The 12,247-nt window shown below is 70.2% G+C and carries 11 protein-coding genes; 4 read left to right on the top strand and 7 right to left on the bottom strand.

Features of this window, described 5'->3' with window-relative positions; genetic code table 11:
- Positions 1-18: 18 nt before the first annotated feature.
- Positions 19-429 carry a hypothetical protein gene (locus tag E1218_RS03540; RefSeq protein WP_132316180.1) on the bottom strand — a complete coding sequence of 137 codons (411 nt, stop codon included), beginning with the start codon at positions 427-429 and terminating at the stop codon, positions 19-21.
- A 55-nt stretch (positions 430-484) separates the two neighbouring features.
- Here E1218_RS03540 and E1218_RS03535 point away from each other — a divergent pair, with 55 nt between their 5' ends.
- A complete protein-coding gene (locus tag E1218_RS03535) occupies positions 485-1,771 on the top strand; it encodes an NTP transferase domain-containing protein (protein WP_165949106.1) in 1,287 nt (428 codons plus the stop codon).
- Here E1218_RS03535 and E1218_RS03530 read toward each other — a convergent pair.
- From E1218_RS03530 to E1218_RS03515, 4 genes are read right to left on the bottom strand one after another with little or no spacing between them, the layout of a single operon-like run.
- The gene (locus E1218_RS03530; RefSeq protein WP_132316176.1) at positions 1,768-4,140 is read right to left on the bottom strand and encodes a glycoside hydrolase family 65 protein; all 2,373 of its coding nucleotides are present in this window, start codon (positions 4,138-4,140) and stop codon (positions 1,768-1,770) included. The two genes, E1218_RS03535 and E1218_RS03530, sit on opposite strands and share 4 nt — an antisense overlap.
- Complete coding sequence (locus E1218_RS03525) at positions 4,137-4,883, bottom strand: beta-phosphoglucomutase family hydrolase (RefSeq protein WP_132316174.1); 747 nt, start codon at positions 4,881-4,883, stop codon at positions 4,137-4,139. Before E1218_RS03525 ends, E1218_RS03530 begins: the two co-directional genes overlap by 4 nt.
- Positions 4,884-4,913: 30 nt before the next feature.
- Positions 4,914-5,882, bottom strand: coding sequence for an RNA polymerase subunit sigma-70 (locus tag E1218_RS03520; RefSeq protein ID WP_132316172.1), 969 nt, complete (start codon positions 5,880-5,882; stop codon positions 4,914-4,916).
- A complete protein-coding gene (locus tag E1218_RS03515; protein WP_132316170.1) occupies positions 5,879-6,304 on the bottom strand; it encodes a VOC family protein in 426 nt (141 codons plus the stop codon). The genes E1218_RS03520 and E1218_RS03515 overlap by 4 nt, the downstream gene beginning before the upstream one ends.
- A 246-nt stretch (positions 6,305-6,550) precedes the next feature.
- On the opposite strand from E1218_RS03515, the gene E1218_RS03510 reads away from it, so the two are divergent.
- From E1218_RS03510 to E1218_RS03500, 3 genes are all read left to right on the top strand, one after another.
- Positions 6,551-8,062, top strand: a complete 1,512-nt coding sequence (locus tag E1218_RS03510) for a sulfatase family protein (protein WP_233711975.1) — start codon at positions 6,551-6,553, stop codon at positions 8,060-8,062.
- A gap of 328 nt (positions 8,063-8,390) precedes the next feature.
- Positions 8,391-8,963: a GNAT family N-acetyltransferase gene (locus E1218_RS03505; RefSeq protein WP_132316166.1), complete on the top strand. Its 573-nt coding sequence runs from the start codon at positions 8,391-8,393 to the stop codon at positions 8,961-8,963.
- Between the two features lie 34 nt (positions 8,964-8,997).
- Positions 8,998-9,378: a hypothetical protein gene (locus E1218_RS03500; RefSeq protein ID WP_132316164.1), complete on the top strand. Its 381-nt coding sequence runs from the start codon at positions 8,998-9,000 to the stop codon at positions 9,376-9,378.
- Here the strand turns inward: E1218_RS03500 and E1218_RS03495 are convergent.
- Entirely contained in the window at positions 9,371-11,833 is a 2,463-nt protein-coding gene (locus E1218_RS03495; protein WP_132316162.1) for a beta-L-arabinofuranosidase domain-containing protein, read from the bottom strand. The genes E1218_RS03500 and E1218_RS03495 overlap by 8 nt on opposite strands.
- A 21-nt stretch (positions 11,834-11,854) precedes the next feature.
- On the bottom strand, positions 11,855-12,247 hold a 393-nt coding region (locus tag E1218_RS03490; protein WP_407657566.1), incomplete at its 5' end, for an ABC transporter permease subunit.

The following is a 12,247-nucleotide window of genomic DNA, read 5'->3' as shown; positions in this document are numbered from 1 at the left end:
TGTGAGGGCAGCCGACCGTCACGTCCGCAGAATGCAGAGCCTTGCCAGATCCGGTGGTTCCGGGACCACGCGGCGAGGTGCGGGCGCAAGCGTCATGATCGCCTCGCGTGGCGCTTCACCGAAACGTTCGCGGCGCAGGAACAAGCCGACGCAGAGCAGCAACAGCAACCCGGCCGACGCGAAGGTGACGCCCGGCAGCAGCGTGTACCGATGATCGGATGCGTCGACGGCGAACGCGCCGGGCGCCAGCATCGCGACCTGTTCGAGCCGTTCGACCACGCCGTGCGGATCCACCTGCAGAACGCTGGTGGTCTGGGCCGGGATCGCGACGGGCGGCTCCGACGAGACGTTCGCCCCGGACAGCGCGAGCACACCGAACAGCGCTCCCAGCAACACCAGGGAGCGCGCCAGACGATGCGCCGCGTTCATCACCGCACAGGTTAGCGGGTAAGGCATCCTGGGGATGGGCGAGGGGAGGTCGACGGTGGTCAAGGAGAATGCGGTCCGGGTGGCCCTGCTGCTGGCGGCCGGACGGGGACTCCGGATGCGGTCGACCCGGCCGAAGGTGCTGCGCCGTGTCGGCGGCACCACTCTGCTGGAGCGCTCGGTCCGGGTGCTGCGGCAAGCCGGCGTCGAGCGAATCATCGTCGTCCTGGGCTACCGTGCCGACGACGTCGTCGCCACGATCAAGGACCGCAAGCTGCCGGTGGAGGTGGTGGTCAATCCTGACTGGGAGAGCGGTACGGCGTCCTCGGTGCTCGCCGGGCTGAGCCAGATCGGCGAGCGCCGCTGCCTGGTGGTGATGGGTGACCACGTCTTCGAGGCGGACGACGTACGGCGGCTGATCCAGACGCCGGCCGGGAACGTCGCGGCCGTGGGGCGTTCGGAGCAGCCCGTCGCGGAGAGCAGCACACGGCCGAACCGGATCCGCCTGCGCGACGACGGATCGGTGGCCGGTCTCGGACCCGACCTCGACGAGTACGACGGGGTGGACGCGGGCCTGTCGGTCGTCGACGTGCAGGACGTCCTGTTGGTGACCTATCGGGAGCGGGAGTCGTGGCTGGAGGTCCGGCAGCAACTGCTCGCGCACGGGTGCGAGATGCAGTCGCGGGAGGTGCGGGGTCTTTGGGCCGACGTGGACACGCCGGAGACCGTGCGCGCGCTCGAACGGTCCATGTGGCGCCGGTACGGCCCGAAGCCGACGGACGGCGTGATCGCGCGAGTGCTCAACCGGCGCATCTCCGGACCGCTCACCCGCCTGTTGCTGCGCACTCGCCTCTCCCCCGATGTGGCGACCGCACTGGCGTTCGCAGTCACGCTCATCGCAGCGGCCCTGGTCGCGACCGGCGACACCTGGCTGATGGTTGCGGGCGGTCTGGGCGTCGTTCTCGGGTCCGCGCTCGACGGCGTCGACGGTGAGCTCGCCCGCGTCAGTGCGCGAGCGTCCCGCCGCGGTGCCACGCTCGACACGCTCCTCGATCGGTACGCCGACCTGGCCGTCGTACTGGCGCTGGTTCTGGCGACCGGGGCGACGCGCACCGCGTGGGCCTGGGGCTTCGCCGCGGCCGTCGGGTGCCTGCTCATCTCCTACGTCCACGCGGTCGGGCGGGACACCGACGTACGGCTGCTGTTCCGGCGCGAGTTCCGGCTGCTGATCTTTGCGCTGGCGGCGATCTCCGGCTTCCCGCTGTGGGGCCTGATCGCCGTCGCGATCGCCGCGAACGTCGACGCCGTCCGGGGTGTCGCCCTGCTCCTGCGGGCCCTGCGCTAGCCGCCGAGTCCGTTCTGGGCGAGGGCCGAGCGAGGCTCCCGGCCCGGCGGCTGGCTGGGACGCGGGAGCAGCGGGGTGCGTTTGCCGAGCGGGCGCCTCAGCGGGCTCTCGGGAGTCACGCTGACCTGCTCGCCCGCATGCATGAAGGAGACGCTGCAATCGGTACCGTCGTGCACCGTGTAGTTGACCTCGAGCTCGGTGATGTCCACCTTCAGCCGCGCGCCCCGCCAGCGGATCGAGAACACCAGCCGGGACATGCCCTGCGGCAGCGCCGGGTCGAAGCACAGGCCGCCGTCGCGCTCCCGCAGACCGCCGAAACCGGCGACGAGCGCGGTCCAGGCTCCGGCGAGTGAAGCCATGTGCAGGCCGTCGCCGGTGTTGTGGTGCAGGTTCCGCATGTCGATCAGCGCCGCCTCGTAGGCGTAGTCGTAGGCGAGGTCGAGGTGCCCGACCTCGGCCGCCATCACCGCCTGGACGCAGGCCGACAGGGAGGAGTCGCGGACCGTCAGCCGCTCGTAGTAGTCGAAGTTGCGGGCCTTCTCCTCGGCCGTGAACGCGTCCCCGCACCAGTACGTCGCCAGCATCAGGTCGGCCTGCTTGATCACCTGCTTGCGGTACAGCTGGAAGTACGGCGCGTGCAGCATCAACGGGTACTTGCCCTTGTACGCCTCGAAGTCCCACTCGGCGTACCCGGTGAACCCCTCCGACTGCGGGTGGACGCCGAGCTCCTCGTCGTACGGGATGTGGACGGCGGCGGCCGCGTCCCGCCAGCCGGCCTCCTCCTCGCGGTCGACACCGAGCTCGCGCGCCTTCGCCGGGTGCGCGACCGCGACCGCGGCCGCGGCGCGCAGGTTCCGGGCAGCCATCAGGTTCGTGAAGACGTTGTCGTCGGCAACCGCGCTGTACTCGTCCGGGCCGGTCACGCCGGGCAGGTGCCAGCGCCCGTGCCGGTCGTGGTGGCCGAGCGACATCCACAGCCGGGCGGTCTCCACCAGCAGTTCCAGTCCGATTTCCTCGAGGAACTCGTCGTCCCCGGTCGAGATGTGGTACCGCATCACCGCCTCGGCGATGTCGGCGTTGATGTGAAATGCCGCCGTACCGGCCGGCCAGTAGCCGGAGCACTCCTGACCGCGGATCGTCCGCCACGGGAACGCGGCACCGCGCAGTCCGAGCACGCCGGCCCGCTCCTTGGCCTGCTCGAGGATCGAGTGCCGCCAGCGCAGGGCGTCCGCGGCAGCGCCGGGCATGGTGTAGTTCAGCACGGGCAGGACGAAGCCCTCGGTGTCCCAGAAGGTGTGACCGTCGTACCCGGCACCGGTCAGGCCCTTCGACGGGATCGCCCGGCGCTCGGCCCGGGCACCGGCCTGCAGCACGTGGAAGAGCGCGAACCGGACCGCCTGCTGCAGCTCGGGGTGGCCGTGCACCTCCACGTCGGCGCCGTCCCAGAAGTCGTCCAGGAACTCGGTCTGCTGCTTCGTCAGCCCGTCCCAGCCGGAGAAGCGTGCGCTGGCCAGCGCGGCCGCGACCTGGTCCCGGATGGCCGTCTCGGTCCGCAGGCTCGACCAGCCGTAGGCGAGGTACTTCACCACCCGCAGGGTCTCGCCCGGCTGCAACTGGCAGATCACCGTCGAGCGGGCCCAGTTCTCCCGGACGTCGCGGTCCAGGGCGTAGCGGGCCGACGTGTCGACCTCGTGCACCATCGCCGCCGCCATCAACTGCCGGCTGCGGGTGGTCCGGTGGATCAGGACGATGCCGTTCTCGCCGCCGTCGTGACTGACCGGCTTGAGCGGGTTGTCCAGCACCGCGGCGACCCGGGGGTCGTCGGACAGCTTCGGCTGGGTCTCGTTCGCGACCAGCTCGGACTGGATCACGAACCGGGCCGGCTGGTCGATCGGCTCGACGATGTACTCGATCGCGGCGACCGCGCGCTGGGTCAGCGACACCATCCGGCGGCTGCGGACCCGGATCCGCTTGCCGCCCGGCGAGGTCCAGTCCACGTCGCGCTCGAGCAGGCCGGTGCGGAAGTCGAGCGTCCGCTCGTGGTGGCTCAGGTACCCGTACCGGATGTCGAACGGCGAGTCGTCCACCAGCAGCCGGATCAGCTTGCCGTTGGTCACGTCGACCAGCGTCTGGCCGGACTCCGGGTAGCCGTAGCCGGCCTCGGCGTACGGCAGCGGGCGCTGCTCGTAGAACGAGTTCAGGTAGGTGCCCGGGATCGCGTAGGGCTCGCCCTCGTCGAGGTTGCCGCGCAGCCCGATGTGCCCGTTCGACAGCGCGAACAGCGACTCCGACTGGGCCAGCTTGTCGAGTTGCAGCCGGGTCTCCCGCAACCGCCACGGCTCGATCGGATGGTGCCCGCGGTCGATCATCGGTCCTCCCCCAGCAGTTCGGCCAGATCCTTGACGACGACGTCCGCGCCGTGGGCCTTCAGGTCCTCGGCCTGGCCGACGCGGTCGACGCCGACCACAAGGCCGAAGGCCCCGGCGCGTCCCGCGGCCACTCCGGCCAGCGCGTCCTCGAAGACGACCGCCTCGGCCGGGTCGACCCCGAACAGCCGCGCCGCCCGCAGGAACGTGTCCGGCGCCGGCTTGCCGAGCAGCCCCTCGGCCCGGATCGTCACCCCGTCGACCACCTCCTCGACGTACGCCGCCAGTCCGGTGACGCCGAGGACCTCGCGGGTGTTGGCGCTCGACGACACCACGGCCCGCCGGAGACCGGCCTTCTCGGCGGCCTGCAGGTACCGCCGGGAGCCCTCGAACACCTCGACACCCTGCGTCCGGATCCGCCGCTGAACGGCCTCGTTCTTCCGGTTGCCGAGACCGTTGACCGTCAGCGTGGCCGGTGGGTCGTCCGGGCTCCCGTCCGGCAGGTGGATCCCGCGGGACGCCAGGAAGTCCCGGACGCCGTCGATCCGCGGCTTGCCGTCGACGTGCTCGTCGTACTCCGCCCGCGCGTCGAACGGCCGGTACGGGATGCCGTGCTGGTCGGAGTACGTCCGGAGGAACTCGTCGAGCATCTCCTTCCACGCGGCGGCGTGCACCGCCGCGGTGTTCGTCAGCACACCGTCCAGATCGAACAGGCAGGCCGTGATCCCCGTCGGGAGTCCCAACATGGGTCCAGACTAGTGCTCCGCGCGGAGCACTCAGGCGGTCATCGTCCCCGGGAGGCCGAAGGCGGGGAAACGGGAGTAGCCGAAGGTGGTGATCTCGGCGATCCGGCCCTCGCTGATCCGCAGGACGTCGAGCTTGAACGCCCGGAACACCGAGTCGCCCGGGCGGCGCAGGTAGCTGGCCGCGGCCGGCAGCCGGTTCGCCGACGTCGGCACCAGCCGCCAGTCCCCGTCCCGGTCCGGACCGAAGGCCCGCTCCAGCAGCGGCCGCAACCCGTCGAGACCGGCGAAGGCGAGCTGGTCCGGCGGCATCGAGATCCGGATGTCCTCGGCCGCGATCGCGATCGCCCCGGCCGCGTCGCACCGCTCGTGCGCGTCGATGAACCTGTCCAGCAACTCCCGCTCCGGCGCGGTCGGCCGCGGCGCACTCCAGTCGTTCCGCCGGGCCGGCAGGCGTTGCTGCATCGTCGCCCGGGCGCGCTGCAGCGCACTGTTGGCCGCCGGCACACTGGTTCCCAGCAGCTCGGCCGTGTCGTGCGCGGACCAGCCGAGTACGTCGCGGGCGATCAGGGCCGCCCGCTGCCGCGGTGGCAGAGCCTGCATGGCCACCAGGAAGGCCAGCTCGATCGTCTCCCGGTCCACGGCCACCGCGTCGGGCTGGTCGTCAGGCGGGGCGATCTCGTCGAGCAACTGGTCCGGGTACGGCTGCAGCCACACCATCTCGCCCGGTGACGCGGCCTGCCGGCGCGCGTGCCGGCGGGCCACGTCCAGGCAGACGTTGGTGGCGATCCGGTACAGCCAGGCGCGGAAGTACGTCCGGCCGTCGTACCCGTCCCGTCCGCGCCAGGCGCGCAGCAGGGTTTCCTGGACGGCGTCCTCCGCGTCGTCGAAAGACGCGAGCATCCGGTAGCAGTGCACGTGCAGCTCACGCCGGTGCCGGCCGGCGAGGTCGGCGAACGCGGCCTCGTCACCCGCGAACGCCGCCTCCTCGAGCGTCCTCACAGCCGGTCGCGATTCGTCGTGCGGACCTCCTGGACCGTCCAGCCGTTGCCGTCGGGGTCCTGGAAGTTCAGGAACGTGCCGTAGTCGGGCCGGTCCGGGTGCACACCCGGCTGCCGGCCCTCGGCGGCGAAGTGGAACGGTTCGCTCACGTCGACGCCGCGCTCGACCAGCTCGGCGCGGGCCGCCTCGATGTCGTTCACCACCAGGTGCGTGCCCTGGTAGGCGCCGGGCGCCGCCGTGGTCAGGCCGGTGCCGATCGTGATCGAGCAGGCCGATCCCGACGGGGTCAGCTGTACCACCCGGAACGACTCGCCCGCGCTGTGGTCGACGTCCTCACGGAAGCCGAGCTGCTCGGTGTAGAACTTCTTCGCCCGGTCCACGTCCGACACCGGGACGATGACGAGTTCGAGTTTCCAGTCCATCTGCGGCCTCCCGCGGTTCGGGTCGGTCACAGTCTGACCGACGCTCTCGTCAGGTGAAACGACAGCGCCGCGCGGAACTCATCGGTATATCGATGACTCTCCAGGACGCCGCTTCGAAGGTGCCGCCGGGGTCGCCGCTGCCGACGTGCCGCCGAACCCCTCGTCATCCCACCTCGAACCTGGCCATCAGCAACAAACCTGACCGAGGTACGGCGGCGGCCGGTCCGATGTCCGATGCTGGACACCATGACCTCATCGCCCAACCTCGTTCTCATCCTGTCCGACGACCACGCCGCGCACGCGATCTCGGCGTACGGGAGCAAGGTCAACCGGACCCCGCACCTGGACCGGCTGGCCGCCGAGGGGGTCCGGATGGACGCGGCGTACTGCACGAACTCGATCTGCTCGCCGTCGCGGGCGTCGATCCTGACCGGGACCTACAGCCACGTCAACGGGGTGGCGTCGATCTTCACCGAGATCGACTACCGGGTGCCGACGTTCACCGAGGTGCTGCACGAGGCCGGCTACCAGACCGCGCTGTTCGGCAAGTGGCACCTCGGCGAGCGGCCCGAGGCGGCGCCGCGGCACTTCGACGCGTGGAAGGTCTTCCCCGGTCAGGGCGCGTACGTCGACCCGGTGATGATCGGGCCGGACGCGACGGAGACCGTGCCCGGGTACGCCACCGACATCGTCACCGACCAGAGCATCGACTGGCTCCGCGACCGCGACCCGGACCGGCCGTTCCTGCTGCTCGTGCACCACAAGGCGCCGCACCGGCCGTGGGTGCCGGACGAAAAGCACAAGGAGCTGTACCCGCTCGGGTCGATCCCGGAGCCGAGCACGCTGTTCGACGACCACGGCACCCGGAGTCAGGCCGTTCGCGGTGTGCGGATGTCCGTCGCCGACGATCTGAGCTCGGACGAGCTCGGCGAGGACCTGCCCGCCGGGCTGCGCGGGCCGGAGAACCGGGTCGGGCGAATGCGCTGGAAGTACCAGCGCTACCTGCGCGACTACCTGCAGTGCGTGCAATCGGTCGACGACAACGTCGGCCGGTTGCTCGACGTCCTCGACGCGGAGGGCCTGACCGGCTCGACCATGGTCGTCTACACCTCCGACCAGGGGTTCTTCCTCGGCGACCACGGGTGGTTTGACAAGCGGCTGATGTTCGACGAGTCGTTGCAGATGCCGCTGCTGATCCGCTGGCCGTCCTCGATCCCGGTCGGCGGCACCTGCGACGCGATGGTCACGAACGTCGACTTCGCGGCCACGTTCCTCGACCTGGCCGGGATGGACGCGGCCACGGTGCTGCCGACCTCCCAGGGCCGCAGCTTCCTGCCGCTGCTGCGCGGCGAGGAGGTCGACGACTGGCCCGACGCCGTGTACTACCGCTACTGGGAGCACGACGACCCGATCCACCACGCGCCGGCGCACTACGGCGTACGGACTGCAGAGTTCAAACTCATCCACTACTACGGTGCCGGGCTCGGCGTACCCGGGTCGTCGGAGCGCCTGTTCGCGGCGGAGTGGGAGCTGTACGACCTGCGCACCGATCCGGAGGAACTCGTCAACGTCGCCGACGACCCGGCGTACGCCGGCATCCGTGCGCGCCTGACCACCAGGCTCGCCGAGTTGCAGCACCAGTACGCCGACGAGCCCTACGCCGGCCCGGACACGCCCCGACCCGAATGGTCGTGGGCCGACGAGAAGTCCTTGCAGGACGTCGCGCGGTACACCGAGACCCTCCGCTCGGACGCCTGATCGCCGGGTCCGGGTCCCGGCGGGGACGGGACCCTCGGCCCTGCCGGGGGCTGTTCGCGGAGTGGTTCAGCCGGTGCGAGAAGCCTGGCGGTCTGCGGACCGGACACGTCGCAGCGTCGGCGGCCGTTCGCGTCCGAATGTCAGGTGGTGCTCCGCCTCAGTGCCGGCGGGTCCGCCGCCTGAGCTCACCGGCCGCACTGGCCATCCACCAACGCCACGCCGCGACTACGAGAACCATCCCGGCGATCCAGTACAACGCGTCCACAGTTCCTCCCCAGCACTCGAGTCGCCTACTGGTACCCACCTCCTAACCTGACATGGTGGTGCCATGGCCATCGAAGTCCGTCCGGCGTCCGTGTTCGAGGATCTTCGCGCCGTGTTGGGCCCCAAGTCGCCCGGCGCGAATGTCTGCTGGTGTTTGAGCTACCGGATCCCGTCCAAGCTCAACAACGAGCTGCGCGGCCCGGCCCGCGGTGAGTACGTCGCCGAGCTGTGCCGTGCGGACCTGGCTCCCGGCGTGCTCGCGTACGACGGTGACGAGCCGGTCGGCTGGGCGGCGATCGCACCCCGCGCGGACACGTCGTTCGCGCGCAACCGCAAGATCCCGCACGTCGACGACCTGCCGGTCTGGTCGCTGTGGTGCGTCCGCATCCGGCCCGGTCACCGCAAGCAGGGGATCTCGCACGCGCTGATCGCCGGCGCGGTCGCGTTCGCCCGCGAGCACGGTGCGGCCGCGGTCGAGGCGTACCCGCTGGACAACGGCGACGCCAAGGTCGACCTGACGATGGCGTACGCCGGTCTCCGGAAGAACTTCGAACGCGCCGGCTTCACCAAGTCAGCCGACACCACCTCGGTCCTGGCCGGCCACCCGCGCATACTGATGCGCCTCGACCTACGCTGACCGCCGCGGCAGGAATCCGTGGCAAGGTGGCGGGGTGGAAATCGCAGACGTGGGTGGCATCGCGCTGGCACTCGACGGGGTGAAGGAGTCGAGGGCGGGCGGCCTGCTGCGGTGGACGCTAAACGGACGGCTCGTCGCGCGGCAGCACGACGAGCCGTCGATCGTCGTCCGGGTCGGGTCGTACGCACCCCGGGTCGGGCTGACCACCCGCATGCCGCTCAGTTGGACGGCGCGGTGGGCAGGTGCAGATCGACAGGACGTATACACCCACTGCCGGCTGGTGCAGGCTGGGCACCCCGTGGACGCGCGCTCGATCGCCGCAGACATCCTGTCGAGCCGCACCCTGTCCTCGATCTGCAGCCGCCGGCACACACCAAACGCCAAACGTTGCTCGACGAGGTTCTCAGCTACTTGAAGCGGAGCTCCAGGATGCCGCCGGAGACGTCCGGTCGCAGTTGGACCTCCACCCGGAAGACCTGAGCCCTCACCCGGTCGAACCGAACGGTGTTGAACCTGTCGAGGTCGGTCGGGTAAGCATCCGCGCCGGTGACCGGACGCCAGGTCGAGCCGTCGAGCCACAGCACGCGCCAGGATGCCGGGACCCGGCACTGGCCGAAACCGGTGTCGTCGAACCAGTACGCCGACGCCTCGCTGACGGCTCGTGGTTCCCGCAGGTCGAGCTGGACCCACTCGATGCTGCCGCGCCGGTCCCACCAGGTGAAGCGCGGGATCGAGGTGTCCGCCGAACTGGCCGGCACCCGATCATCTGACAGCGCTTCATAGGAGTCACCGTCCCAGACGTGAGATGCGGACGCGATCGGCCGCAGGCCCCAGCGGTGGCCGCCGGATCGGGGCAGGGTGGTCGGGAACGACGTGATCCGCAGCCGAGCCGCGCCCATGGGAATCAGGTCGACGGTCTCGACGGCTGCCTGTGACGCGGCGGGACTCGCCTGCAGCAGGCCTACCACGTCCTCGGCGTCGGCCTCCCATTCCGCAAGCTGCTTGGCTCGCGCCCGCAACTGGATCGGCGCACCCTCGCTGGTGAACGGGTTCGATCCGGCCGGGACCGAGCGCGTGACGACATCGAACCGGTCCGCGCGGGGATCGACGAGCGCGTAGTTCCAGGACGATTCCGGGTAGACGGCCAGTTCCGGCCAGGCCTCGGTGCCGCCGAAACGCTCGTAGCGTTCGGCGATCTGCAGGGAGTAGGTGAGCGGGCCGCGATCGACAGACACCGAGTCGTGGTTGTCCTTCCAGCGCCGAACAGACACCCGCATCGGCAAGTGCAGGCTGAGATGCTCACCCGAGCTCCACGCTCGGTCGACCTTCACCCAGCCGCCAGGCTCGCAGCGGATCGGCAGCGGCTTCCCGCCGACGCGGACGGTCGCGTCGTCGGCCCAACCGGGGATCCGCAGGTACAGCGGGAACCGGGTCGGCCGTGGCGCGGTGACCGTCAGCTTCACCTGATCGCCGAACGGGTACTCGGTGTCCTGCCGGATCTCCACCTCCGCGCCTTCACCGCTGCCGACCCGCGCCCGGACGTCGCTGGCGCCGTACAGCGATGCGGCCAGACCGCCGTCGGAGGTGGCGAGCCACATCTCCTGCGCGTAGTACGGCCACCCCATGCCGTAGTTGTGCGGACAGCACCGGTACTGCCGGATCCCTGGCTTGTACGCCAGCATCGGGAACCCGTTCTGGAACTGCCCGTGCTTGTGGCCGTCGTCGAGCTGGACGACGTTCGCCGGGGTGATGTAGTGACACGCCTTCTGCTCCGGGTCGAAGGCCGCCGGCAGCAGGTTGAAGGCCAGTTCCTCGCACCGGTCGGCCCAGGCGATGTCGGCGGTGAACCTGGTCAGCATCTCGAAGCTGTGCATGAACTCGACGATTCCGCACGTCTCGAATCCCTGCCGCGGATCGCCGAACCCCGGCCGGCTGTTCTCGTCCCCGGCGAACCCGCCGCCGGCGAACCGGCCGTACGTGTCCATGATCGTGCGGTAGTTCCGGTACGTCGCCTCACGATGCAACGGCTCGCCGGAGAGCAGGCCGAACTGGAGCGGCTCGCGGAAACCCTGCGCAAGGTTGACGTTGTGCCAGTTGGGGATCCCGCTGGTGTAGTCGGCGGATCCGGCATGCATCGTGCGGACCAGGTCGAGAAGCCAGGTCTCACCGGTGCGGTTGTACAACCAGTACGCGCTGTCGATGTTGTCGCCCCAGCGGAACGCACCCCAGGAGCGGTTGAACACCTCGGCCGGCTGACGATCCTGGAAGGCGAAGTACCTGGTCAGGAACGGCAGGACGGCCTCGTCACCGGTGTACTCGTGCCACGACCGCAGTGCACCCAGCAACGGCATACCCGGCCAGAAGTCGGGGCCGCCCTCGAGCGATGTCCGCAGACCTTCGGGGCCGAACCAGCCGTCTCGCGCCTGAGTCGCCATGATCCCGGTGATCCAGCGCTCCGCGTTGCCGAGGATGCGCTCGTCCCCGGTCACATAGCCGAGATCGCCGAGGCCACGCAACCAGTACGGGAGCTCTTCCCAGGCCCACTTGGCCGGGTCCACCCAGCCGTTCTCCTCGTACACCAGGTACTCCGAGACGTCGTCGTACCGACCGCACAAACCGTTCACTTGCAAGACGAGTTGCTGTGCCAGCCAACCGCGCGGACGCACCGCACCCGGCGGCAGTTTCTGGAAGGGCACGGCGGCCAGCGGCGCCCGGTTCGGGACGTAGTGACCACTACGCCCGGCGACCGGTCCGCCCGCGGTCGCGGCAGCCGCGGTCGAGGGTGCCAGGCCGTCTGCGAACCATGCGGCGCCGGCGCCCGCGGCGAACCCGCCGAGAACCTTCCGGCGGTTGAGATAGGGGTCGGTCATGGTCAGAACCTCCGGAATCTGTCAGGAGATCAGTCGAGCTCTGTGGAGCAGGCGCTGCGCGACGACGACCACGGCTAGGAACGCGCCGCTGACGACTTGCTGGAACGCCGACGTCAGCACGCCGACCTGGTTGATCAGCCCCTGGATGACGCCGAGGAGCAGCACACCTGCCATCGTGCCGGTCACGCCGCCGGCCCCACCCGTCAGCAGCGTGCCGCCGATGACGACCGCCGCGATCACGTCGAGCTCCAGACCGGCGCCGAGGATCGTCACACCCGACGACAGCCGGGCGGCGTTCAGCGCACCGGCCAGGCCGGCCAGCAGACCGGACATCAGGTACACGAGCACCTTCACCCGTGCCGCCGGCGCACCCATCAACGTGGCTGCCTCCTCGTTGCCCCCGATGGCGTACAC

This window comes from Kribbella turkmenica, from assembly GCF_004348725.1.
Lineage (GTDB): Bacteria > Actinomycetota > Actinomycetes > Propionibacteriales > Kribbellaceae > Kribbella > Kribbella turkmenica.
The sequence above is the reverse complement of the archived record's forward strand: the minus strand, read 5'-3'. Positions and strand labels throughout refer to the sequence as shown.

Excerpts from the sequence above, each read along its gene's own strand:
- E1218_RS03540 (WP_132316180.1), bottom strand. The coding sequence starts at position 429 with ATGAACGCGGCGCATCGTCTGGCGCGCTCCCTGGTGTTGCTGGGAGCG.
- E1218_RS03530 (WP_132316176.1), bottom strand. The coding sequence starts at position 4,140 with ATGATCGACCGCGGGCACCATCCGATCGAGCCGTGGCGGTTGCGGGAG.
- E1218_RS03525 (WP_132316174.1), bottom strand. The coding sequence starts at position 4,883 with ATGTTGGGACTCCCGACGGGGATCACGGCCTGCCTGTTCGATCTGGAC.
- E1218_RS03515 (WP_132316170.1), bottom strand. The coding sequence starts at position 6,304 with ATGGACTGGAAACTCGAACTCGTCATCGTCCCGGTGTCGGACGTGGAC.
- E1218_RS03510 (WP_233711975.1), top strand. The coding sequence starts at position 6,551 with ATGACCTCATCGCCCAACCTCGTTCTCATCCTGTCCGACGACCACGCC.
- E1218_RS03505 (WP_132316166.1), top strand. The coding sequence starts at position 8,391 with ATGGCCATCGAAGTCCGTCCGGCGTCCGTGTTCGAGGATCTTCGCGCC.
- E1218_RS03495 (WP_132316162.1), bottom strand. The coding sequence starts at position 11,833 with ATGACCGACCCCTATCTCAACCGCCGGAAGGTTCTCGGCGGGTTCGCC.